This window comes from Polynucleobacter sp. AP-Jannik-300A-C4 (assembly GCF_018688335.1).
In the GTDB taxonomy this organism is placed as follows: domain Bacteria; phylum Pseudomonadota; class Gammaproteobacteria; order Burkholderiales; family Burkholderiaceae; genus Polynucleobacter.
On sequence record NZ_CP061316.1, the window covers coordinates 1,764,767 to 1,787,286 of the forward strand.

Annotated in this window: 23 protein-coding genes and 1 other RNA gene; 8 read left to right on the forward strand and 16 right to left on the reverse strand. The window is 46.5% G+C overall.

Going from position 1 to position 22,520, the window contains the following annotated elements; all coding sequences use genetic code 11:
* The first annotated feature begins 92 nt into the window (after window positions 1-92).
* From dusB to ruvB, 6 genes are read left to right on the forward strand one after another with little or no spacing between them, the layout of a single operon-like run.
* Window positions 93-1,109 carry a tRNA dihydrouridine synthase DusB gene (gene dusB, locus FD975_RS09170; RefSeq protein WP_215302089.1) on the forward strand — a complete coding sequence of 339 codons (1,017 nt, stop codon included), beginning with the start codon at window positions 93-95 and terminating at the stop codon, window positions 1,107-1,109.
* 24 nt (window positions 1,110-1,133) lie between these two features.
* Window positions 1,134-1,373 carry a helix-turn-helix domain-containing protein gene (locus FD975_RS09175; protein WP_215302090.1) on the forward strand — a complete coding sequence of 80 codons (240 nt, stop codon included), beginning with the start codon at window positions 1,134-1,136 and terminating at the stop codon, window positions 1,371-1,373.
* Window positions 1,374-1,421: 48 nt separating this feature from the next.
* Complete coding sequence (gene purH, locus FD975_RS09180) at window positions 1,422-3,002, forward strand: bifunctional phosphoribosylaminoimidazolecarboxamide formyltransferase/IMP cyclohydrolase (RefSeq protein WP_215302091.1); 1,581 nt, start codon at window positions 1,422-1,424, stop codon at window positions 3,000-3,002.
* A 6-nt stretch (window positions 3,003-3,008) separates the two neighbouring features.
* The gene (ruvC, locus tag FD975_RS09185; RefSeq protein WP_215302092.1) at window positions 3,009-3,530 is read left to right on the forward strand and encodes a crossover junction endodeoxyribonuclease RuvC; all 522 of its coding nucleotides are present in this window, start codon (window positions 3,009-3,011) and stop codon (window positions 3,528-3,530) included.
* Between the two features lie 26 nt (window positions 3,531-3,556).
* Window positions 3,557-4,141 (forward strand): Holliday junction branch migration protein RuvA, encoded by a 585-nt coding sequence (gene ruvA, locus FD975_RS09190; protein ID WP_215302093.1) that lies wholly within the window; start codon window positions 3,557-3,559, stop codon window positions 4,139-4,141.
* 31 nt (window positions 4,142-4,172) lie between these two features.
* The gene (gene ruvB, locus FD975_RS09195) at window positions 4,173-5,240 is read left to right on the forward strand and encodes a Holliday junction branch migration DNA helicase RuvB (RefSeq protein ID WP_215302094.1); all 1,068 of its coding nucleotides are present in this window, start codon (window positions 4,173-4,175) and stop codon (window positions 5,238-5,240) included.
* 33 nt (window positions 5,241-5,273) lie between these two features.
* Here ruvB and FD975_RS09200 read toward each other — a convergent pair whose 3' ends face one another.
* Window positions 5,274-5,816, reverse strand: a complete 543-nt coding sequence (locus FD975_RS09200) for an HPP family protein (RefSeq protein ID WP_251371189.1) — start codon at window positions 5,814-5,816, stop codon at window positions 5,274-5,276.
* A 63-nt stretch (window positions 5,817-5,879) separates the two neighbouring features.
* Complete coding sequence (gene tyrS / locus FD975_RS09205) at window positions 5,880-7,115, reverse strand: tyrosine--tRNA ligase (RefSeq protein WP_215302095.1); 1,236 nt, start codon at window positions 7,113-7,115, stop codon at window positions 5,880-5,882.
* Between the two features lie 101 nt (window positions 7,116-7,216).
* Here tyrS and FD975_RS09210 point away from each other — a divergent pair, with 101 nt between their 5' ends.
* Entirely contained in the window at window positions 7,217-8,347 is a 1,131-nt protein-coding gene (locus FD975_RS09210; protein WP_215302096.1) for an anhydro-N-acetylmuramic acid kinase, read from the forward strand.
* 15 nt (window positions 8,348-8,362) lie between these two features.
* Here the strand turns inward: FD975_RS09210 and erpA are convergent, their stop codons facing one another.
* The 4 genes from erpA to rplM form a co-directional block, all read right to left on the reverse strand.
* Complete coding sequence (gene erpA / locus FD975_RS09215) at window positions 8,363-8,740, reverse strand: iron-sulfur cluster insertion protein ErpA (RefSeq protein ID WP_015422031.1); 378 nt, start codon at window positions 8,738-8,740, stop codon at window positions 8,363-8,365.
* Window positions 8,741-8,822: 82 nt separating this feature from the next.
* A complete protein-coding gene (argC, locus tag FD975_RS09220) occupies window positions 8,823-9,881 on the reverse strand; it encodes an N-acetyl-gamma-glutamyl-phosphate reductase (RefSeq protein WP_215302097.1) in 1,059 nt (352 codons plus the stop codon).
* Between the two features lie 113 nt (window positions 9,882-9,994).
* On the reverse strand, window positions 9,995-10,396 hold the full coding sequence (gene rpsI, locus FD975_RS09225; RefSeq protein ID WP_076023685.1) for a 30S ribosomal protein S9: 402 nt from the start codon (window positions 10,394-10,396) through the stop codon (window positions 9,995-9,997).
* Between the two features lie 9 nt (window positions 10,397-10,405).
* Window positions 10,406-10,834: a 50S ribosomal protein L13 gene (gene rplM / locus FD975_RS09230; RefSeq protein ID WP_015422034.1), complete on the reverse strand. Its 429-nt coding sequence runs from the start codon at window positions 10,832-10,834 to the stop codon at window positions 10,406-10,408.
* Window positions 10,835-11,253: 419 nt separating this feature from the next.
* Here rplM and FD975_RS09235 point away from each other — a divergent pair, with 419 nt between their 5' ends.
* The gene (locus tag FD975_RS09235) at window positions 11,254-11,679 is read left to right on the forward strand and encodes an OsmC family protein (RefSeq protein WP_215302098.1); all 426 of its coding nucleotides are present in this window, start codon (window positions 11,254-11,256) and stop codon (window positions 11,677-11,679) included.
* 11 nt (window positions 11,680-11,690) lie between these two features.
* On the opposite strand, the gene rnpB is transcribed toward FD975_RS09235, so the two are convergent.
* The 10 genes from rnpB to FD975_RS09285 all read right to left on the reverse strand — a co-directional run bounded on the left by rnpB (window position 11,691) and on the right by FD975_RS09285 (window position 22,479).
* An RNA gene (rnpB, locus tag FD975_RS09240) (RNase P RNA component class A) lies at window positions 11,691-11,997 on the reverse strand.
* A gap of 66 nt (window positions 11,998-12,063) precedes the next feature.
* Entirely contained in the window at window positions 12,064-13,122 is a 1,059-nt protein-coding gene (gene pyrC, locus FD975_RS09245) for a dihydroorotase (protein WP_215302099.1), read from the reverse strand.
* Window positions 13,123-13,124: 2 nt separating this feature from the next.
* Window positions 13,125-14,447: a glycerate kinase gene (locus tag FD975_RS09250; RefSeq protein WP_215302100.1), complete on the reverse strand. Its 1,323-nt coding sequence runs from the start codon at window positions 14,445-14,447 to the stop codon at window positions 13,125-13,127.
* A gap of 9 nt (window positions 14,448-14,456) precedes the next feature.
* Window positions 14,457-16,280 (reverse strand): ABC transporter ATP-binding protein/permease, encoded by a 1,824-nt coding sequence (locus FD975_RS09255; RefSeq protein ID WP_215302101.1) that lies wholly within the window; start codon window positions 16,278-16,280, stop codon window positions 14,457-14,459.
* A gap of 24 nt (window positions 16,281-16,304) precedes the next feature.
* Window positions 16,305-16,748, reverse strand: a complete 444-nt coding sequence (gene nudB / locus FD975_RS09260) for a dihydroneopterin triphosphate diphosphatase (RefSeq protein ID WP_215302102.1) — start codon at window positions 16,746-16,748, stop codon at window positions 16,305-16,307.
* Window positions 16,749-16,770: 22 nt separating this feature from the next.
* A complete protein-coding gene (gene aspS, locus FD975_RS09265; protein ID WP_215302103.1) occupies window positions 16,771-18,570 on the reverse strand; it encodes an aspartate--tRNA ligase in 1,800 nt (599 codons plus the stop codon).
* Window positions 18,571-18,586: 16 nt separating this feature from the next.
* Window positions 18,587-19,240: a DUF502 domain-containing protein gene (locus tag FD975_RS09270; RefSeq protein WP_215302104.1), complete on the reverse strand. Its 654-nt coding sequence runs from the start codon at window positions 19,238-19,240 to the stop codon at window positions 18,587-18,589.
* 64 nt (window positions 19,241-19,304) lie between these two features.
* Complete coding sequence (gene ubiB / locus FD975_RS09275) at window positions 19,305-20,891, reverse strand: ubiquinone biosynthesis regulatory protein kinase UbiB (protein ID WP_215302105.1); 1,587 nt, start codon at window positions 20,889-20,891, stop codon at window positions 19,305-19,307.
* Window positions 20,892-20,897: 6 nt separating this feature from the next.
* The gene (locus tag FD975_RS09280) at window positions 20,898-21,515 is read right to left on the reverse strand and encodes an SCP2 domain-containing protein (RefSeq protein WP_215302106.1); all 618 of its coding nucleotides are present in this window, start codon (window positions 21,513-21,515) and stop codon (window positions 20,898-20,900) included.
* Between the two features lie 52 nt (window positions 21,516-21,567).
* Window positions 21,568-22,479: a Tim44 domain-containing protein gene (locus FD975_RS09285; RefSeq protein WP_215302107.1), complete on the reverse strand. Its 912-nt coding sequence runs from the start codon at window positions 22,477-22,479 to the stop codon at window positions 21,568-21,570.
* Window positions 22,480-22,520: the final 41 nt, after the last annotated feature.

Sequence of the window (22,520 nt, forward strand, 5' to 3'; positions counted from 1 at the left end):
TCTGCCTATTTTTTAGGCAGATTTATACTGAGTTGTGCTAAAGTGACACCCTTTCCTAAGCACTAGAAGCCCTCCAGAATTCAGCCCACCCCATGAAGATCGGCCCACACCTTCTCGCGAATAGATTATTTGTTGCCCCAATGGCAGGGGTAACGGATCGCCCTTTTCGCCAGCTCTGTAAAAAGCTTGGTGCCGGCTATGCCGTATCCGAAATGATTGCCTCTAACGCTTTGCTGTGGAAAAGTGAGAAAACCCAACGTCGCGCTAATCACCAAGGTGAATTTAAGCCGATTGCAGTCCAAATCGCTGGTGCCGACCCCAAGATGATGGCGGCGGCGGCCAAACTTAATGTCGATCATGGCGCCCAGATTATTGATATCAATATGGGTTGCCCAGCCAAAAAGGTATGCAATGTTGCAGCTGGTTCTGCATTGTTAAGAGACGAGCCTTTGGTGCAGCAAATTTTGGAAGCCGTAGTACAGGCAGTGGGCGTAGGTCCTGATGCGGTTCCTGTGACCTTAAAGATTCGGACAGGCTGGGATCGCGAACATAAAAATGCGATTGATATTGCACGTCTGGCTGAAAAATCTGGCATCTCCATGTTGACCGTACATGGTCGTACAAAAGCCGACCTTTATCACGGTGAGGCGGAGTACGAAACGATTACCGCAGTGAAGAATAGCGTTGCCATTCCGGTGGTTGCTAATGGCGATATCACTACTCCAGAAAAAGCAGCGTTTGTTTTAAAAGAAACTAAGGCCGATGCCATCATGATTGGTCGTGCCGCCCAAGGACGTCCCTGGATATTTCGTGAAATCAATTATTTCTTGGAAACAGGGGGCAAATTACCTACACCGCAGATCAATGAAATTCAAGAAATTATGAATGCCCATCTCATCGATCACTATGAGTTCTATGGCGAGTATGTTGGCCTACGCACAGCGCGTAAGCATATTGGCTGGTACTGCAAAGGCTTACGTGACTCCCATGCCTTCCGCCAAAGAATGAATACCGCCGATGATTGCAAAACCCAATTACAAATGGTGAATGATTTTTTCAATGAAATGAAATCCCATTCTGATCGTTTGTTATTTTTAGAAGCAGCCTAATTTAGTTTTTTATTTAATTTATCCATGACGAATAAGCACCCCATCACTGAATGCATTGAGACCCAACTACAACGTTATTTGGATGATCTCAAAGGAACACCTCCATCTAACTTATATGAAATGGTTCTCGCAGTAGTTGAAAAACCGATGCTGGAATTGGTCATGCAGCATGCAAAGCAGAATCAATCTTTGGCTGCGCAGTACCTTGGCATCAACCGCAATACGCTTCACAAGAAATTGGTTGAACACCAACTCCTGAAATAAGCCGGACCCCATACGTAAATTCTTTATTAATTCAACCTTCTGAAAAATATGATCCGCACAGCCCTACTCTCTGTTTCCGATAAAAATGGCATTGTGCCGTTCGCTAAAGCCCTTCATGAGCAAGGTATCAAACTGATTTCTACTGGCGGTACTGCAAAGCTGTTAGCTGAAAATAATTTACCTGTAGTAGAGGTATCTTCACTCACCAAGTTCCCAGAGATGTTGGATGGCCGCGTAAAGACCTTGCATCCTATGGTGCATGGTGGCTTGTTGGCTCGTCGAGACTTCCCTGAGCATATGGCTGCTTTGAAAGAACATGGTATCGATACGATCGACATGCTAGTTATTAATCTCTATCCGTTTAATGAGACCGTTGCTAAAGCCGATTGCTCATTTGAAGATGCGGTTGAGAATATTGATATTGGCGGCCCAGCCATGTTGCGCGCTGCTGCTAAGAATCATCAAGATGTTACGGTACTCATTTCACCAGAAGACTACGCGCCTGTACTTGAAGAAATGAAAGTCAATCAGAACGTGGTTTCCTATAAAACTAATTTAGCTCTAGCTAAAAAGGTATTTGCCCATACCGCTCAATACGACGGCGCGATTGCCAATTATTTATCTGCATTAGGTGATGAGCTCGATCACAAGAAACGTTCTGCCTATCCAGAAACCTTACACCTTGCCTTTGAAAAAGTACAAGAGATGCGTTATGGGGAGAACCCACACCAATCAGCTGCTTTTTATAAAGATATCTATCCAGTCGATGGTGCGCTTGCCAATTACAAGCAACTACAAGGTAAAGAGCTTTCCTACAACAACATCGCTGATGCTGACTCTGCCTGGGAATGCGTCAAGAGCTTCACTGGCAGTACTGGTGGTGCTGCAGCCTGCGTCATTATTAAGCATGCCAACCCTTGCGGCGTAGCTGTTGCAGCTAACGGCCTCGAGGCTTATCAAAAAGCATTTAAAACCGACCCAAGCTCTGCCTTCGGTGGAATTATTGCCCTCAATGTGCCATGTGACGGTGCCACAGCTGAAGCAATTTCCAAACAGTTTGTAGAAGTATTAATTGCGCCTAGTTTTAGCGATGAAGCAAAGGCTATATTTGCTGCTAAACAAAATGTGCGTCTCTTAGAGATTCCTCTGGGTACCGCATTTAATACTTTTGACTTCAAACGCGTTGGCGGTGGATTGCTAGTTCAGTCTCCTGATGCGAAGAACGTCCTTGAAAACGAAATGCGTGTTGTAAGTAAGCGTCTTCCAACTCCAAGCGAAATGCATGACATGATGTTTGCATGGCGCGTAGCCAAGTTTGTGAAATCAAATGCGATTGTGTATTGCGCTAAGGGTATGACGCTTGGTATTGGCGCTGGACAAATGAGTCGCGTCGATTCCGCTCGCATGGCAAGCATTAAGGCAGAGAACGCAGGTCTGAGCCTGAAAGGCTCGGCAGTTGCTAGCGATGCCTTCTTCCCATTTCGTGACGGCTTGGATGTCGTTGTGAATGGTGGTGCAAGCTGCGCTATCCAGCCTGGTGGCAGCATGCGTGATGATGAAATTATTGCGGCGGCCAATGAGCATGGCATTGCCATGATCTTTACTGGCACACGTCACTTCCGACACTAAGCACCCATGCGCTGGATAGGAATCGACCCAGGTCTACGAACAACGGGTTTTGGCGTTATTGATGTTGATGGCCAAAAGCTGAGTTACGTAGCCTCTGGGACGATTGAGAGTGGCGACCCAGCACAAGGACTCCCTGATCGACTAGGAATCTTGTATGCAGGCATTAAAGAAGTTCTAGAGACATACCACCCAGAGCAAGCTGCTATTGAAGAAGTATTCCTGAACGTCAATCCTCGCTCTACCTTGATGCTAGGTCAGGCACGAGGTGCAGTGATTGCAGCTCTAGTGTCCAACAAGCTCCCAGTCGCTGAGTTCAGTGCACTTAGGGTAAAGCAGTCCATCGTGGGAACCGGCAGAGCCACCAAACCTCAGGTGCAAGAAATGGTCAAGCGTTTGCTACGCCTAAGCCGCGCCCCTGGTACAGATGCAGCCGATGCATTAGGGGTGGCGATTTGCGCTGCGCATCATGCCCAGATTCCGAAAGCCATTACTGCCGCCCTTGCGCCCAAAAAGAGTAGCAAGAAATAACAATATAAACAGGTTAAGATCTTTATATGATTGGTCGCATTCAAGGCATTCTCGTTTCGGTTCACCCACCTCGCCTCTTGGTAGATTGCCAAGGCGTTGGTTATGAGATCGATGTGCCCATGAGTACCCTGTATCAACTACCAGAGACTAATCAAAAAATTACACTTCTCACGCACTTTCAAGTACGAGAAGATGCGCAGCAACTTTTTGGCTTTGCTACAGAAACAGAACGTGAAGCTTTTAGACAACTGATCAAAATTAGCGGTGTTGGATCACGGACTGCCCTTGCAGTACTCTCTGGCATGAGTGTCAATGAATTAGCTCAAGCCATTGCAATGCAAGAAGCGGGACGCCTGACTCAGGTTCCTGGCATTGGGAAAAAGACTGCCGAGCGTCTTTGCCTCGAGCTCAAAGGGAAGCTAGCTCCAGATTTAGGAATTGTGGGTGGCAAGCCCCAGACAATTGAAGCCAGCAGTGAAATATTGCAGGCACTCTTGGCTCTGGGTTATTCAGAAAAAGAGGCGCATCTTGCCCTCAAACAAATACCGCCTGACACTACCGTTTCAGATGGTATTCGCATGGGCCTCAAATACCTCTCGAAGTCTTCATAACTAAGCACTCAAACACCACTACACTTGCAGTATGGCAATCCACACCGAAGATCTCAGCTCAATTCCCGAAGATTTACCTGAAGCCAATGACCGTATCGTTAGCGGCGCGGCAGGTAATTCTGAGGCCGTCTTTGAAAGAGCCTTGCGCCCAAAACAGTTGGATGAGTATGTTGGTCAAACCAAGGCTCGCGCTCAACTAGAAATCTTTATTACTGCAACGAGAGCCAGACAAGAGGCTCTCGATCACGTACTGCTTTTTGGCCCTCCTGGCCTTGGTAAAACTACCCTAGCCCACATCATTGCTAGAGAACTAGGCGTGAACTTGCGCCAAACTAGCGGCCCCGTTCTGGATAGACCTGGCGATCTTGCCGCATTACTTACCAATTTGGAAGCAAACGATGTGCTCTTTATTGATGAGATTCATCGACTCTCTCCAGTAGTTGAGGAGATTCTCTATCCAGCACTAGAAGACTACAGCCTGGACATCATGATTGGTGAGGGGCCTGCAGCGCGCAGCGTCAAAATTGATCTCAAGCCATTTACCTTAATCGGTGCAACTACTCGTGCCGGTATGCTCACTAATCCACTGCGTGATCGCTTTGGTATTGTGGCAAGACTGGAGTTCTACACTACTGAAGAGCTCACCAAAATTATTACGCGCTCTGCCGGCTTACTCAAAGCCGATATTGACCCAGAGGGTTCGATTGAGATTGCAAAGCGCGCTAGAGGCACACCACGTATCGCCAATCGCCTGCTACGTCGAGTACGTGACTATGCCGAGGTCAAGGGTACCGGCACCATTACCAAGCAAATGGCAGATGCAGCATTAAAAATGCTCGATGTGGACCCAAGTGGTTTTGATGTAATGGACAGGAAATTACTGGAAGCCATCTTGCATAAGTTTGATGGAGGGCCAGTGGGTATTGATAACTTAGCAGCGGCTATTGGCGAAGAGCGTGACACCATTGAAGATGTATTGGAGCCCTACCTGATTCAACAAGGCTACCTACAAAGAACCTCTAGAGGCAGGGTCGCAACACGTCAGGCTTATGAGCATTTTGGCCTAACGCCACCTGCTGGTGATGGCCAGATATCTTGAAATTATTCAGATAAGCTAGAAAAGTTATCAATCCTAGCTTGGTCTATTGGGGTAACTTTTACCAGTTAAATTGCTATAGGCTGCCGCAACCAAAACTAGTATTACAGAATCTATCATTATCGGAAATATTGCATACCGATAATGCATGACATTGCCAAGCACCACAATTAAAGCAATTGCAGCTGCAGGGGGGTGCAAGCAGCGCAAAATAAACATTCCTAAAATAGATAAGCTGGCTGCAAATGACATTGCCAACAGTGGATCGTCCACAAAATGAATTACTGAGATTCCGACTAAAGCAGATAGGGTGTTGCCTGCAATGACTGCCCAAGGTTGGGCCATAGGGCTCTGTGGGAGTACAAAAACCAGTAAAGCGCTGGCACCCAAAGAAGCCATAAGCCATTCATTTACACCACTGAGATCTCCAAGATATCTTGAGATAGTGAGTACAAGTAAAAGACCCGCAAATACTCCAAATACTGATCTAAAGCGCTCTAACCAAGAGACGTGTGGTTGATCACCGCCAAAATAAAAAGCATATTTCTTTAAAAGGTATTTAAGAGAATGTCTCATCATGATTCATATTTTTCTCTCAAACATTAATTTCATGTATTGAGGTCTACAGTCAATTTTTTAGTACTACTTAACTAAAGTTACCTTAGCAAACTTACGCTTGCCCACCTGCACTACGTAAGTACCAGCATCAACTTTTAACTGTTTATCGGTAACTGTTGTGCCATCAATCTTTACGCCGTTTTGCTCGATGTTGCGCATCGCTTCAGACGTAGATGGTGCCAAGCCTGCAGCCTTCAAAAGGCTAGCAATCCCCATTGGAGCTCCAGTGAGACTTACTTCTGGGATGTCATCTGGTATCCCGCCTTTAGCGCGATGATTAAAGTCTTCCAAAGCTTTTTCTGCGGCAGTTTGCGAATGAAAGCGTGCGACGATTTCTTGTGCGAGCAGCACTTTGCAATCTTTAGGATTCCTACCGGCAGCTACTTCTTGCTTCATCAGGTCAATTTCCGCCATAGGACGGAATGACAGTAATGTGAAGTAATCCCACATCAAGTCATCGGAGATACTCAAAAGTTTGCCGAACATCTCACCAGCAGGCTCGCTAATGCCAATGTAATTACCTTTGGACTTACTCATCTTATCAACGCCATCCAAACCAACCAGTAGCGGCATGGTCAAAATACATTGAGGCTCTTGGCCATACTCACGTTGGAGCTCGCGCCCAACTAAGAGGTTAAATTTCTGATCAGTGCCCCCAAGCTCTAAGTCGCTCTTGAGAGCAACTGAGTCATAACCCTGCATTAGTGGATACAAGAACTCATGCACAGAGATCGGTATCCCACTACGGTAGCGCTTGGTAAAGTCATCGCGCTCTAACATTTGTGCAACGGTATAACGTGCCGCTAACTGAATCATGCCGCGTGCACCGAGAGGGTCGCACCACTCACTGTTGTAGCGCACCTCAGTTTTAGCAGGATCAAGCACCATACTGGCCTGACGATAGTAGGTCTGCGCATTAACAGCAATTTCTTCGGCAGTCAGTGGGGGGCGCGTTGCATTACGTCCAGAGGGGTCACCAATCATGCTGGTGAAGTCACCAATCAAGAAAATCACGGTGTGACCTAAATCTTGAAGCTGACGCAATTTGTTCAAAACAACCGTATGACCCAAATGAATATCTGGCGCAGTTGGATCTAAACCCAATTTAATACGCAAAGGTGTACCAGTCGCTTGGCTTTTAGCTAGCTTCTGGATCCAGTCAGCCTCGACCAATAACTCGTCACAACCCCTTTTAGTGACTTCAAGGGCTGCAAAAACTTCAGGGGTCAGTGGGTATTTATGTTCTGGTTTAGCCGTCATGCTGATTGGGTTAGCTTAGTGACTTACTTAGTCGGTTAAATTAGTATTTAAATTGCTAAAGCATAATTGTCGCATTCCTGAGAATAAAGTCCTGATACTGCATGAATAAGCCTCAATCCCTCTTTATTGGCCTGATGTCTGGTACTAGCCTAGATGGGATAGATGCTGTTCTAGCGAAGATCGATGCCTCAGGGGAGGCTCGCCTCCTGGGCTCCGTAAGCACCCCATTTAGCTCGGAACTGCGTAAAGCCCTTGTTGATTTACAAAGTCCCGGCCCAAATGAAATCCACCGTGAAAATCAGGCTGCAAATGCCCTGGCAGCAGCCTATGCGGATGCGGTCAAAGAGTTGCTTGCTCAAGTCAAGCTTTCCCCTGCAGATATCATCGCCATTGGCGCACATGGTCAGACCATTCGTCACCAAGCGGATCTTGCTCATCACCTGGCTTACACGCACCAGACCCTCAATCCCGCGCTTCTTGCAGAGTTAACTGGGATTGATGTCATTGCGGACTTTAGAAGTCGTGATTTGGCGGCAGGCGGTCATGGTGCACCTCTAGTGCCAGCCTTTCACGCGCAACAATTTTCCTCTAATGAAAATGTAGCCGTTCTCAATCTTGGTGGCATTGCTAATCTGACACTACTTCCCAAAGATGGGAATGTAACTGGATTTGATTGCGGTCCAGCAAACATGTTGATGGATGCGTGGATCGCTGATCAGCAAGGTCATGAATTTGATAAAGATGGTAGCTGGGCTCTGCAAGGAACCTATAATCAAGGTCTGCTCGAAAGAATGTTGACTGACCCATTCTTTGCAAAAGCACCTCCTAAGAGTACAGGCAGAGATGAGTTTCATCTTGATTGGCTGAAAAAATATATTGGTTTAGACAATATCAATCCAGAGGATATCCAAGCAACCTTACTGTTCCTAACTGTGCACTCAGCCCTCGATGCCTTGGCTCGATACGCCCCACAAACCCAAAAACTAATTGTCTGCGGTGGTGGCGCTAAAAATAATGCCTTGATGAGCTTGTTCAAATTCAAAGCACAAGAACTTTTTATGCAGTCTTTAAAAATTACCACAAGCGATTCGGCTGGAATTGACCCTCAGCTAGTCGAGGGCCTTGCCTTTGCTTGGCTTGCGTGGGCTCACAAAGAAAAACGGCCAGCAAATTTGCCAGCCGTTACGGGAGCGAAGGGACCCAGAATTCTAGGCGCTTGCTATCCTGCTTAAATAATTTAAATTGATTTAAGCAGAGAAAGAAGACCCGCAACCACAAGTAGTTTGGGCATTCGGATTTTTGATTACGAACTGCGAACCATTGATATCTTCTTTGTAATCAATCTCAGCACCAACTAAATATTGGAAGCTCATTGAATCCACCAATAAAGTCACGCCATTTTTTTCAAAGAGTGTGTCATCTTCATTTACAGCATCATCAAATGTGAAGCCATACTGAAACCCTGAGCAACCACCACCTTGAACAAACACGCGCAGTTTTAATTCAGGATTGCCTTCTTCAGCAATCAAGTCAGCCACTTTTGCAGCAGCACTATCCGTAAACACCAATGGAACTGGTGGCTCGGCTAAATCTTGTACAGTTTCTTGCGTAGCTAATTGGGTCATGATTTACTCCTAATTCAAAAGGCAATGATCTATTTTAGGCTTTTAATTCCAAGCGTGCTGAAGGGTCTTTCCAGTAGCCACATTAAGGTGAAACGGCAATCTGGGTCAATCCAGTGGTCTCAGGCAAGCCAAACATCAGGTTCATACACTGAACACCCTGACCTGAGGCGCCCTTCACCAAATTATCTTCCACCACCAAAATGACCAAAGTATCTCCATCGCCAGGACGGTGAATGGCAATCCGCAAGCCATTGCTACCCCGCACAGACCGTGTTTCTGGATGACTGCCGGCAGGCATCACATCCACAAAAGGCTCACCTTTGTAGAAATCCTCATATAGCTTCTGGAAATCCACCTTCATTCCAGCTTCAGTCAAGCGAACATACAGAGTTGAATGAATACCCCTAATCATTGGCGTCAGGTGTGGCACAAATGTTAGGCCAATCTGGTCGTGACCAGCAATGGCTTTTAAGCCCTGGACAATTTCTGGAAGATGGCGATGCCCTTTAACTCCATATGCCTTGAAGTTATCTCCAGCCTCTGACATTAATGTACCGATCTCTGCCTTACGTCCAGCACCAGAAGTGCCTGACTTAGAGTCAGAAATAATATGCGTGCCATCAATCAGTTGTTTGCCGCCAGTAGACTTCGGTGAAAGCAATGGAGCAAGCCCAAGCTGCACAGAAGTGGGATAGCAGCCCGCTAAACCAACTACGCGAGCTTTTTTAATTTCTTCACGATTGATTTCAGCCAAACCATACACTGCCTCCGCTAGGATTTCTGGGCAACCATGTTCCATGCCGTACCACTTAGCAAATTCTTTAACGTCCTTCAAACGGAAGTCAGCAGCAAGATCCAAAATCTTCACATTGTTAGCAAGCAATTCTTTTGCTTGTGCCATAGCCACGCCATGAGGAGTTGCAAAGAATACTACGTCGCACTCATTCAACTTAGCTTCATCAGGAGTCGTAAATTTGAGATCAATTCGGCCACGTAAAGAGGGGAACATCTCAGCTACTGGCATACCAGCTTCTGTGCGAGATGTAATGGCCTGAATCTTGACTTCGGGGTGTTGCGCTAGCAGACGCAGTAATTCCACTCCGGTATATCCAGTGCCACCTACGATACCAACTTTGATCATGTCATTCTCCAAAATGCCGACTGATGAATTTTATTCCTTGAATACCTTAATTGTAGAAACAAAAAGGGCCGCTTGCGCGACCCTTTCGATAAAACTGAAGCGACTGAAAGAAATTAGCGCTTGCTGAACTGCTTACGACGACGCGCGCCATGCAGACCAACTTTTTTACGCTCAACTTCACGAGCATCGCGAGTTACCAAACCTGCTTTAGACAGGGCTGGCTTCAAGGCGTTGTCGTAGTCGATCAATGCACGAGTAACGCCGTGACGAACTGCACCAGCTTGGCCAGTTTCACCGCCACCACTAACGTTTACCTTGATATCAAAGGTTGTTAGATGGGCTGTGAGAGCCAAAGGCTGACGAGCGATCATGCGTGATGTTTCGCGAGCAAAGTAAGCATCGATAGGTTTACCGTTAACAGTAATCTCACCTTTGCCAGATTTAATGAATACACGTGCTACAGAGCTCTTGCGACGACCTGTACCGTAATTCCAATTTCCGTAATTAATAGCCATTTGGTTTCCTTAAATCTCTAACGCTTTTGGCTGTTGAGCCGCATGCGGATGACTGGCGTCGCCATAGACTTTCAATTTCTTGATCATGGCATAGCCTAGTGGGCCTTTTGGCAACATACCCTTCACAGCCTTCTCCAAAGCACGACCTGGGAAACGGTCCTGCATCTTGTCGAAGTTAGTCGAGCTAATACCACCTGGGTATCCGCTGTGACGGTAATAAATTTTGTTCAAGCCTTTTGTGCCTGTAACACGTAGCTTAGAAGAGTTGATGACAACAATGAAGTCGCCAGTATCAACGTGTGGGGTGTATTCAGGCTTGTGCTTGCCGCGTAGACGGAGTGCCACTTCACTGGCGACACGACCGAGGACTTTGTCCGTAGCGTCAATCACGAACCATTCATGCACTACCTCATGGGATTTTGCAGAAAAAGTTTTCATGATTTCTCAAATTGTTATGGTCAAAAAAAATACCCCAAGCAAATTACGTCCACCTTGGCCCTGCTTATGTTTGCAAGCTCGCAGATTCTGCAATTTAACTGGTACGACAAATTACCGCTGACCGGCTCGGTAATCCAGTAAAGCCTTGAATTGTAACCCAAAAAAAACCCAGGATCTAGTCCTGGGTTGGAATCCACCTATGTTTAAGTGGAGGAGACACTGGGAGGCACATCGATCTCTTATATAAGACTGACAGCCAATATGGTTATTCTACACAAGAAATATGGTGCAACGCAAGAATATTGACCAAAATCAATTTTTTGATGTTTTTTAGCAATATCAACCCCAAAACAAAGCTCTGACATTATTGGTAAACTATTGATAATATTGATTAATTTTCTAATTTAGAGGCCACTAACATGGAATGTCGAGTATCTTGGTTGGGTATTGGCGGAATGGCGTTTTCAGCAGAAACCGGAAGCGGCCATCAGGTCACCATGGATGGGCCGCCAGAGGCTGGTGGTAAAAATAGTGCCCCAAGGCCTATGGAGCTTATTTTGGCTGGAACTGGTGGTTGCTCCGCCTTTGATGTAGTTTTAATCCTTCAAAAGGCACGCCAAGAGATCAGTGCCTGTGATGTCAAGCTAACTGCAGAGAGAGCTGAGACTGAGCCTAAGGTATTTACCAAAATTAACCTGCATTTCACGGTTAAAGGTAAAAATCTCGATTTCAGCAAGGTTGGGCGCGCAGTGAAGCTATCCCATGAAAAGTACTGCTCAGCCACAACTATGCTCGCTAAAACAGCCGAGATCACTTATTCCATTGACGTTCTAAACGACGAATAAATGGCTGGGAAGTGCAGAGTCAATCGATAAGCCGGATTCTGTCGCCTAGATTTGCATCTAGGGGCAATCATTCCTCTAGGCCGGCAGTTACCTGACGGCTCAAGCTCCCTACCCGCAGACTCAGCGGGACGCCTCATCGCCTGCTTACTTGGGATTGCTCCAGGTGGAGGTTACCGCGTTTCACCGTAACTAAATACGCTCGTCTCTGTGGCCCTATTCCTCACGTCACCGTGGATGGCCGTTAGCCATCACCCTTCCCTATGGAGTCCGGACTTTCCTCCCCCTCAATAAAGAGGCGGCGATTGCCCAATTGACTCTGCGCCTGCAGTCTAACGCAGTCGCAGAAATTAAGTTTAAAAATGAATTAGGGAAGTATTGAATGGCTTAAGCCAAAGTCCAAGCGATGGTCTCACCAGCACGTAGCGGCACAATCGTGGCATCACCCAAAGGTAGTTCTGCTGGAATGCTTTGTGCCTGCTTCACCAAAGTAATTTTTTTAGTATTGCGGGGCAATGAATAAAAGTCAGGGCCATACAAACTAGCGAAACCTTCAAGCTTATCCAACTTGTTAACACTCTCAAATGCCTCAGCATATAAACCTAAAGCATTGAAAGCACTGTAACAACCAGCACAACCGCAAGCAGCCTCTTTGGCACCCTTGGCGTGTGGCGCACTATCGGTGCCCAAGAAAAATCTCGGGCTGCCACTCGTTGCGGCTTCTAGCAAAGCAACGCGATGCTCTTCACGCTTTAGTACTGGCAAGCAATAATTGTGTGGGCGAATGCCGCCAGCAAAAATCGCATTACGATTCATGAGTAAATGTTGTGGAGTAATGGTTGCAGCTAGTGTATTTTTTCCAGCAGTTTGTGCATCACGCACATAGTGTGCAGCTTGCTTAGTAGTGATGTGTTCAAACGCAATCTTCAGCTCAGGAAAATCTTTACGCAAAGGCTCGAGCACTTGATCAATAAATACTGCCTCACGATCAAAGATATCAATATGCGCACTAGTGACCTCACCATGCACTAACAAGGGCATACCGACAGACTGCATTGCCTCAAGCGCAGCATAACAACGCTTGATATCGCTGACCCCTGCATCACTATTGGTTGTTGCGCCAGCTGGGTAAAGTTTAAATCCAACAATGCCAGCCTCTTTTGCCTTGCGCACCTCATCAGCTGATGTGTTATCAGTGAGATATAAAGTCATCAAAGGAGTAAAGCTCTTCACAGCCAATGATTGAAGGCTCGCTTCAATCCGAGCGCGATAGGCATTTGCCAAATCCACTGTCGTCACAGGTGGCTTCAAGTTCGGCATGATGATGGCGCGGGCGAATTGGCGCGCAGTATCTGCCAATAAATCTTTCATAACTTCACCATCACGAATATGTAAGTGCCAGTCGTCCGGCTGAATCAGTTGAATCTGTATTGGGCTAATGGTCATAATTAAGTATCAAGCAAGATGATGCGGAAATCATTTACATTCGTCAGTGTAGGCCCAGTTTCCACCAAGGCATCCAATTGTGCAAAAAAATCGTAGCAATTGTGCTGAGTTAAATACTGCGCAGGAATGAGACCTTCCTGGCTTGCAGCCAAGCGAGTCTCGGGAGTAAACCACGCACCGGCATTCCTCTCGCTCCCATCAATCCCATCCGTATCGGCCGCCAATGCCGCCAATTTAGGAAACTCCTGAGAAGCGGCAAACAGTGAGAGTAAGTATTCGCTGCAGCGACCACCGCGACCTTTTATTCCATTAGGAATTGTGACGGTGCACTCACCACCTGAAATGAAGGCAATGGGTTTACCAGTCTTAGCCGATAAATGTTGACGCACCAAAGCCGCTTGCTCAATACCAACATCTCTAGCCTCACCAGTTACAGTATCACCCAAGATCACCGGTTCATAGCCTTGTGTACGGACGTAATCTGCTGCAGCCTCAAGACTCTTATACGCAGTAGCAATCACATGATTGTTTACTAGAGCGCCCTTTAGATCAGCTTCTTTTAAAGTCTCAGGAACCTCACCAGCAAGACCACGCTTTAAGTGGGATAAAACAGATGATGGAATAGCATCGGCATTTAGCTCATACTTATCCAGAATATCCAAGGCATCTTGATAGGTTGAGTAATCTGGAGCACAAGGGCCACTGGCAATATCCGCGGGTGCATCTCCTGTGACATCAGAGATCAGCAAAGCCTCAACTCGGGCACCCCGTGCAATTGCTAGTCTTGCCAAATTACCACCCTGAATCGCTGACAAGTGCTTACGAACAATATTCATCTCTTCGATCGGCGCACCGGAACGCAAGAGCGCCTCAGTTGTCTTGCGCATATCGTCAATACTGATCCCAGCTTGGGGCAAAGTGAGTAAGCTTGAGCCACCACCAGAAATCAAGCCAATCAGAATATCGCCAGCCTGCAGCTCAGCAACCAAGCGATAGATTTCTTTAGCGCCATCCATACCCGCCTGATCAGGCACGGGGTGACCTGCTTCAATAATTTGAATATGGCTCGTTGGAGAGTGGTGCCCGTATCGAGTTAATACAACGCCCTCAAGGATTGCATCAGGCCAATGACTCTTGGCGTGAGACTCTAGAGCTGTTGCCATAGAGGCACTTGCCTTACCAGCCCCCACCACCAAACACCTTCCTTTGGGCTCTGAACCCGCGGGAAAGATCTTGCTGAGATATTCTGGGACGATTTTCTTGGGATCAGCAACCTCTAAAGCTGCCGCAAAAGCATTTTTGAGAATAGTTTCTTGCTGGCTCATACGGATATTCTAATCAAGAGTACTTCGCTCTTGCATTTGCCACATCTCAGCATATCGGCCATTGGCAGCCAGGAGTTCAATGTGCGTTCCACGCTCCACAATTTGGCCATGATCCATGACCAAAATTTGATCGGCATGAATAATGGTGGAAAGCCTATGAGCAACGATCAGGGTTGTCCGGTTTTTGGCAAGACCAAGCAATTCTTCTTGGAAGGCTCGCTCCGTTTTGGAATCCAGCGCTGATGTTGCCTCATCAAAAATGAGCATCGCTGGTTTTTTGAGTAGGGTGCGTGCAATCGCAACACGCTGCTTCTCGCCACCTGACAGCTTTAAGCCACGCTCACCTACTTGGGTGTCATAACCATCTGGTAGATGTTGGATAAAGCGATCTATCTGTGCAGCTCTAGCAGCCTCGTGCACTTCTTCAATAGAGGCATTGGGATTACCATAGGCGATGTTATAACCAATCGTATCATTAAATAGGACTGTATCTTGCGGAACGATACCAATCGCCTTGCGCAAGCTCGATTGTGTGACATCGATAATATTTTGATCATCGATCAGGATCTTGCCAGATTGAACATCATAAAAACGGAATAACAAACGCGCCAAGGTGCTCTTACCTGCACCACTCTGTCCCACTACTGCAGTAATTGTTCCCGCAGGAATATTAAAACTCACGTCTTTCAGAATTTCACGCTTGGCATCGTAATGAAACGAAACATTCTCAAAGCGAATATCAGGTCCACGGCTTTGATTCGTAATTAGTAAAGGTTTCGCATTAGGTGCATCCGCAATCTCTTTCTCAGTATTGAGAAGTGAGAACATCCGATCCATATCTGTGAGCGCCTGCTTGATCTCACGATAGATCACACCCAAGAAATTCAATGGAATGTATAACTGAATCATCAGGGTGTTTACCAACACTAAATCACCTAAGGTCATAGACTCGTCAATCACGCCCAAGGTAGCACGCCACAAGATCATGACTAGGCCAACTGCAATAATCGTCTGCTGACCAAAATTGAGGAGTGCTAAAGATTTCTGAGACTTCACTGCAGCTGCTTGATAACGCACTAAATTTTGATCGTAGCGACTCGCTTCAAAAGCCTCATTACCAAAATACTTGACGGTCTCAAAATTGAGGAGGGAATCAATCGCCTTCTGATTAGCCTTGGAATCCATATCATTCATGGTGCGACGGAAATGGGTCCGCCATTCAGTCACGACAACTGTAAAGCCGATATAGAGAACTAAAGCAACCAGCGTAATGGCAGCAAACCAAATATCGTAGGCATAGGCAAAGTAACCAAGCACTAAACAAAACTCAATTAAAGTTGGCAGGATGCTATATAGGGAATAAGAAATCAGAGACTGGATGCCGCGAGTACCACGTTCAATATCTCGACTCACCCCGCCAGTCTGACGAGCCAAATGAAAGCTCAGGGCCAAAGAATGCAAATGCTCAAAAACTTGTAGCGCTACTTTACGTACCGCATTTTGGGTAACGCGTGCAAAGAGAGACTCACGCAACTCAGTAAACAAAGAGGCGGAGATTCTTAAAAGGCCATAGGCCAGTATCAATCCGGCCGGGACTACCAACAATGCTTGTGGAGAATCTGCCTTGATATTGAGAGCATCAATCAATTGCTTCATCAAAATCGGAATGCCAAGGTTGGCAACCTTGGCCGCTACCAAACAGGTCAGCGCAATGGCAACCCTAAATTTGTATTCCAACAAATAAGGGAGTAAATCTCGAATGACTTTCCAGTCACTCCCCTGTGATGGTTTTGAATCGCCTGCTGAATGATGATGCCCTGATGAATGTCTCATCACTCTATCTTAGTCACTTCTGCACTAAGGTGCAGAGAACAATTGCAGAATGGCTGCACCATTGCTAGGAGAAAAACACTTTTTAGCAGCATCTGTAAATGGAAGCCACTGATAAGCGACATGCTCCCGGGGGGCTAATTGGACTTGAGTATCGTTCGGCACCAGTAGTGAAAACCAATGCTCGGTATTTCTAGTGACACCAGGAGCATAGCGGATACGCCACTGCGGATAAATCTCGTACTCGATCTGATGCTGCATATCTCGTAAAGAGTCTGCAGGGAGAGATTGAATATCAATACCAGTTTCTTCAAGGACTTCGCGCGCAGCTGCGACATGAAGATCTTCATCAGCGAAATCAACACTTCCGGTAACAGATTGCCAGAAGCCCGATTTATCGGCCCGTTCTATCAGCAAGACCTCCCCATTCGATTTGTAGATAACAACTAAAACCGAAATGGGGATTTTCAAGATACTTTAAATACTCTTTTGCTTAAGCAGCTGGAGCAGCCTGGCGCAAGCGAATGTGTAGCTCTTTCAACTGACGCTCATCTACTGGGCTAGGAGCTTGAGTCAATAAACACTGTGCACGCTGCGTTTTAGGGAAGGCAATCACATCACGGATAGATTCAGCACCGGTCATCATGGTGACAATGCGATCCAAACCAAACGCGATCCCACCATGCGGAGGCGCACCGTATTGCAAGGCGTCCAGCAAGAATCCAAATTTAGCTTGCGCTTCTTCAGCGCCGATCTTCAAGGCACGGAATACTTGACTCTGTACTACCTCTTGATGAATACGGACAGATCCGCCGCCAATCTCACTACCGTTCAGAACCATGTCATAGGCTTTAGCTAAGCACTTACCAGGATTGGATTCGAGGTACTGCATATGCTCATCTTTAGGGCTAGTGAATGGATGGTGGCATGCAACCCAACGGGCGTTGTCTTCATCGTATTCAAACATTGGGAAGTCCACTACCCACAATGGCTTCCAACCTTCGGTAGAAAGACCATGCTCTTTACCCCAAGCGGAATGACCAATCTTCAAGCGCAATCCACCGATGGCATCATTCACCACTTTTTCTTTATCAGCGCCGAAGAAAATAATGTCGCCATCTTTAGCACCAGTGCGCTTCAAGATGCCTTCAATGGCAGCATCATGCAAGTTCTTCACGATTGGTGATTGCAAACCATTGCGACCTTCAGCAACAGAGTTCACCTTGATCCAAGCCAAACCTTTAGCACCATAGATTGCTACAAATTGTGTGTAGTCATCAATTTCACTACGGCTAATTTCAGCACCACCAGGAACGCATAAACCAACTACACGACCACCTTCTTGATTTGCTGCGCCAGAGAACACCTTGAAATCGACATCCTTCATTAAGTCAGTCAATTCAGTAAATTCAAAATTCACACGTAAATCAGGCTTGTCAGAACCAAAGCGTGCCATACCTTCTGAATATGGCATTGTTGGGAATGGATTTGGCAACTCCACATTCATCGTAGTTTTGAAAATATGGCGAATCATATTTTCAAATAAGTCACGAATTTCTAATTCATCTAAGAAGGCAGTTTCACAGTCGATCTGAGTAAATTCAGGCTGACGATCAGCTCGTAAATCTTCATCACGGAAACACTTCGTAATTTGGTAGTAGCGATCAAAACCAGCCACCATCAACAGTTGTTTAAACAATTGAGGGGACTGTGGCAATGCAAAGAATTGACCATCATGTACACGTGAAGGGACTAAATAGTCACGCGCACCCTCAGGAGTGCTCTTGGTCAACATCGGCGTTTCAATATCAATGAAACCAGCAGCATCTAAGTAGCGACGGCATTCCATGGCGACGTTGTAACGCAAACGCAAATTCTTTTGCATTTGCGGGCGACGTAAATCTAGAACGCGGTGAGTTAAGCGAGTGGTCTCAGATAAATTCTCATCCTCTAATTGGAATGGAGGAGTGATAGATGCGTTCAAAATCACCAAGCTATGGCAAAGCACTTCAATCTTGCCGCTCACTAAATCATTATTCTCGGTACCAGCAGGACGCGCACGCACCAAGCCTTTGATCTGAATACAAAACTCGTTACGAACCTGCTCAGCTAAAGCGAACATTTCCGGACGATCTGGATCGCATACCACCTGCACAAAACCCTGGTGATCACGTAGGTCAATAAAAATTACGCCACCGTGGTCACGGCGTCGATTTACCCAACCAGACAGGGTAATTTCCTGACCAATGAGTGATTCAGTTACCTGACCGCAGGTATGGCTTCGCATCGACATAACAATTTCCTATAAATCAAAGATGATGGTTTGGCCCAATCACGGGCAAACTAGTTGAACTAGTGGGAGGAACAGATCCCATTGAAACAATATGCTTGAGCGCCGCTTCGACACTCATCTCTAATTCAATGGTGTTCGCACGAGGGACAATCATAAAAAATCCAGAAGTCGGATTTGGTGTGGTTGGTAGGAATACGTTGACATAGTCCTCACCCAACTTCGCAGCTACTTCTTTAGCTGGCATACCAGTCTGAAATGCAATCGCCCAAGAATCTGCATGGGGATAACGAATTAATAATGCTTTGCTAAAAGCTTGGCCGCTACCAGAAAATAGTGTGGAGGAGACCTGCTGAACGCTGGAATAAATTGATCGCACAATAGGAATGCGATTCATGAACTGGTGCCATATCTTCAGCCACCATTGCCCTGCAAAACTAATTGCAAGTAATCCAGTAATCATGATGACTGCAATAACAATCAGAATGCCGACACCCGGCAACTCACGGAAATGCCGTAAATCTCCAGCAAACTGATTGGGGAAAATGGTGATAAGGGCTTGCATAACAGAGCCAAAAACACCGTCGAGCAGGCCCAAACCCCATGCAATCACCCAAATGGTGACTGAAATTGGTGCCCACACCAGAATGCCTGCGATGAAGTATTTTTTCATTTGCCTATGCTTGAACTTTGCCTAACCTGGCATTTTAGCGGTTTAAGCGCCGGCAGGCGACAGACTAGTAAAGACCAAGGCCGATTATCAGAATCCCAGCCAAAAAACCGCCGGCAAATAGCAAAGCACCCGCCAAGAGGCGATGGGTACGTCTTTCCTGCAATAAAAGGCCTTTTAAGACCTCCAATTCAGCATTTGACTCTCTACGGGGGATGCGTGCCTGCGCCAAACTCTCCGCAATCAAACGCGGCAGGGTCGGCAAGATTTGCGCCCAACTTGGCGCCTCAGCCTTAATGCCGTCAACCAAAGCCCGCCAACCAAGTTGCTGACTGACCCATTTTTCCAAAATTGGCTTTGCAGTCTTCCAGAGGTCTAAGTCTGGATCAAGCTGACGCGCAAGACCTTCAACATTCAATAAGGTCTTCTGAAGCAAAGTGAGTTGCGGCTGAATTTCCACCTTAAATCGTCGGGAAGTTTGGAATAAGCGCATCAGCACGATCCCTAAAGAAATTTCTTTCAGTGGGCGATCAAAGTAAGGCTCACAAACAGAACGCACCGCTCCCTCAAGTTCTTCAACACGCGTATTTGCCGGAACCCAACCGGACTCAATATGTAATTCAGCAACGCGACGGTAATCGCGATTAAAGAAGGCGAGGAAATTTAATGCCAAATAACTCTTATCAGACTGGCTCAGCGCGCCAACAATACCGAAATCCAAAGAAATAAATCTACCAAATGTTTCTGGCTCAAGACTGATCATGATGTTGCCAGGATGCATGTCCGCATGAAAGAAGCCATGCTCGAATACTTGGGTGAAAAATATTTCTACGCCATCAGCTGCAAGCTTTTTGAAGTCAACGCCAGCAGCGCGTAAATCTGCTGTTCGTCCAATCGAGATGCCATCCATCTTCTCCATCACAATGACATTCGTATGACATAAATCCCAATACATCTCTGGAATCATCAGCTTCTTTGAATCGACAAAGTAGCGACGCAACTGGCTTGCGTTTGCTGCTTCGCGCATCAGATCTAATTCATCATGCAGATGAGTATCAAACTCAGCAACATTTTCACGAGGCTTTAATCGACGCCCATCTTCAGAGAGTCTCTCAATAATTTTTGCTAAGTCATAAAGCAAAGCAAGATCGCCATCAATGATTGGCAGAATGCCAGGGCGCAGAACTTTAATAGCAACTGCGCGGCCCTCCCACTCTGGATGCTTCTCGGTTCCACGTAATAAGCCAAAGTGCACTTGGGCCACAGAGGCACTAGCCACGGGAGTTGCATCAAAACTAATGAATACTTCCTCGATGGATTGTCCAAGCGCCTGTTCAATGAGGCGGCAAGATTCTTCATTAGAAAAAGGCGGGACTTGATCCTGTAGTTTCGCCAACTCGTTGGCAATGTCTTCAGGCAATAAATCGCGACGCGTAGAAAGTACTTGCCCAAATTTCACGAAGATTGGACCCAATGCTTCTAGGGTCAAACGAATCCGCTCACCTCTAGGTAAAGATTGGCCTGGAGAGGTCCAACAAATGACAGTCAATATGCAACGACGAATACCAGGCTTCAGAATATCGCGCAGTAATGGCAACATGCCATAGCGCCATGCAGTAAAGAAAATAAAGGAAAGGCGGGCTAGACGACGCACAATGAATTAACCTTTTCGCTCTAAAATTTGGATGCGCTTTTCTATACGATCAACTGCATCACGCAAAGTGTTTAATTCATCTTTATGAATCATAAAATCTCGTTTATTCAAAAGCACTCTTCTTTCCTCGCTGACATACTCAATGACATTCTCAAGTAAGTCAGTCGCTGCAGCTTTCCCGGCAGAAACAAATTTCTTACCTTGGCGTACAGCAAAATTAGCAGGCGCATCCCCGATGAAGCGCGCCAGATCTTCTTCATACTCCCACCGAATTTGTCCTGCCAAGCGACCTAATAATTGCGCTAGGTCAGCATCGCCAGTGATCTTGACGGACTTCATAGCCTGCTCTCGTAAATTACCTGAACCTCCAGCTAAAACGCTCAGCACTTCAGAAGAGACTTCCAGCTCAAGAGATGGAGCATCAATATTGCTCACAGCAACCAAAGAGCCCTCAGGCGCTATCTCAAAACACAAGTTGCCGATTGGCAAACCCAGCAAAATTACTTTGCCAGCATGTCGAGCCAACTCTGCCATAGCCCATGGCTCGGCTTTAAGCACGTGATTAATGCCTTGAGAGACAGCAGAAGCGGCAATGTGATGGGTAGCAGAAGAAGCGGTAGTCATAAGCGTAAAAAACCCGCACAAGTGCGGGCTTTCAAGGGAAAGTACCTCAAGCTTAAACTAACTGAGAAATACCCGCTAGTACCCAGCCTCCAGGACCGCTTACAGGCTTACTTAAGTTCCAGATTTCAGAAAAATTATTTGCTTGTGCGCCTGCTTGTTCACGAATCATGCCTGTGAACTGAACGCTGCAGTAATAAGTATTGTCTGCCGTTTCAATTCCCAATAACTGTGCATTGAGGGTAACTACATCAGTTTGGTTAGCACTATCAGCACGACCTGATAGGTCTTGCTCAATCGTTGCAAACATTTCAGGCGTGGTGTACTCACGCAAAGCAGCTAAATCACCCTGATCCCATGCTTTTTGCAGGGTGGAGAAATATTGCTTTGCATTATCCAAAAATGCGTATTCATCAAAACCGGGTGGCAAGGTGGATTGGAATGGCGCTGGCTCACTAGCAATACCGCCAAAAGCATTTGCAGCTGGTGTAAATGCAGGCTCATGCCTTGGTACCTGATCCATATTGGCACGCTGCATTCCCTGGGAAGCTACTTGAGGACCTTTATTAGCGCCCGATAAAGCAGGCATCATTCTTCTCATTACAAACATGATGGCAAAACCTGCTAAGGCTGCAATCAGCAATCCAGTAATCAAAGAAGCGGCGCCCTCACCCAAACCAAAATGAGATAAGAGGTAACCGATGCCCAATCCCGCAGCAAGCCCGCCAAGAATTCCACCCATGCCGCCAAAGCGACTAGGTGCCGGTGCTTTAGGAGCCGTGGCTGGTGTAGCTGGTTGAGCTTGTTGAGCTGGTTTTTGTGCAGGAGCAGCCTGTTTTTGCATTGGCGCACTTGGTGCCTTACCAATACTTCTACCGCCACCTAAACGAGCGGCATCAGCATGACCAACCGTGGCAAAAATTAAGCTGATACTTAATAAAGTTGCCTTGAAAAAATGCTTATTCATCTTTTAATCTCCTATGAAACTTCTTTAATTCTCGACTGCTA

What these genes read in the sequence shown, in the direction of transcription:
- pyrC (WP_215302099.1), bottom strand. Translation starts at nt 13,122, where the DNA reads ATGACCATTAGCCCAATACAGATTCAACTGATTCAGCCGGACGACTGG.
- FD975_RS09235 (WP_215302098.1), top strand. Translation starts at nt 11,254, where the DNA reads ATGGAATGTCGAGTATCTTGGTTGGGTATTGGCGGAATGGCGTTTTCA.
- ruvB (WP_215302094.1), top strand. Translation starts at nt 4,173, where the DNA reads ATGGCAATCCACACCGAAGATCTCAGCTCAATTCCCGAAGATTTACCT.
- aspS (WP_215302103.1), bottom strand. Translation starts at nt 18,570, where the DNA reads ATGTCGATGCGAAGCCATACCTGCGGTCAGGTAACTGAATCACTCATT.
- dusB (WP_215302089.1), top strand. Translation starts at nt 93, where the DNA reads ATGAAGATCGGCCCACACCTTCTCGCGAATAGATTATTTGTTGCCCCA.
- FD975_RS09250 (WP_215302100.1), bottom strand. Translation starts at nt 14,447, where the DNA reads ATGAGCCAGCAAGAAACTATTCTCAAAAATGCTTTTGCGGCAGCTTTA.
- FD975_RS09270 (WP_215302104.1), bottom strand. Translation starts at nt 19,240, where the DNA reads ATGAAAAAATACTTCATCGCAGGCATTCTGGTGTGGGCACCAATTTCA.
- tyrS (WP_215302095.1), bottom strand. Translation starts at nt 7,115, where the DNA reads ATGACGGCTAAACCAGAACATAAATACCCACTGACCCCTGAAGTTTTT.
- FD975_RS09175 (WP_215302090.1), top strand. Translation starts at nt 1,134, where the DNA reads ATGACGAATAAGCACCCCATCACTGAATGCATTGAGACCCAACTACAA.
- FD975_RS09200 (WP_251371189.1), bottom strand. Translation starts at nt 5,816, where the DNA reads ATGATGAGACATTCTCTTAAATACCTTTTAAAGAAATATGCTTTTTAT.
- erpA (WP_015422031.1), bottom strand. Translation starts at nt 8,740, where the DNA reads ATGACCCAATTAGCTACGCAAGAAACTGTACAAGATTTAGCCGAGCCA.
- FD975_RS09255 (WP_215302101.1), bottom strand. Translation starts at nt 16,280, where the DNA reads ATGAGACATTCATCAGGGCATCATCATTCAGCAGGCGATTCAAAACCA.
- FD975_RS09285 (WP_215302107.1), bottom strand. Translation starts at nt 22,479, where the DNA reads ATGAATAAGCATTTTTTCAAGGCAACTTTATTAAGTATCAGCTTAATT.
- FD975_RS09280 (WP_215302106.1), bottom strand. Translation starts at nt 21,515, where the DNA reads ATGACTACCGCTTCTTCTGCTACCCATCACATTGCCGCTTCTGCTGTC.
- argC (WP_215302097.1), bottom strand. Translation starts at nt 9,881, where the DNA reads ATGATCAAAGTTGGTATCGTAGGTGGCACTGGATATACCGGAGTGGAA.
- rpsI (WP_076023685.1), bottom strand. Translation starts at nt 10,396, where the DNA reads ATGGCTATTAATTACGGAAATTGGAATTACGGTACAGGTCGTCGCAAG.
- ruvA (WP_215302093.1), top strand. Translation starts at nt 3,557, where the DNA reads ATGATTGGTCGCATTCAAGGCATTCTCGTTTCGGTTCACCCACCTCGC.
- ruvC (WP_215302092.1), top strand. Translation starts at nt 3,009, where the DNA reads ATGCGCTGGATAGGAATCGACCCAGGTCTACGAACAACGGGTTTTGGC.
- FD975_RS09210 (WP_215302096.1), top strand. Translation starts at nt 7,217, where the DNA reads ATGAATAAGCCTCAATCCCTCTTTATTGGCCTGATGTCTGGTACTAGC.
- purH (WP_215302091.1), top strand. Translation starts at nt 1,422, where the DNA reads ATGATCCGCACAGCCCTACTCTCTGTTTCCGATAAAAATGGCATTGTG.
- rplM (WP_015422034.1), bottom strand. Translation starts at nt 10,834, where the DNA reads ATGAAAACTTTTTCTGCAAAATCCCATGAGGTAGTGCATGAATGGTTC.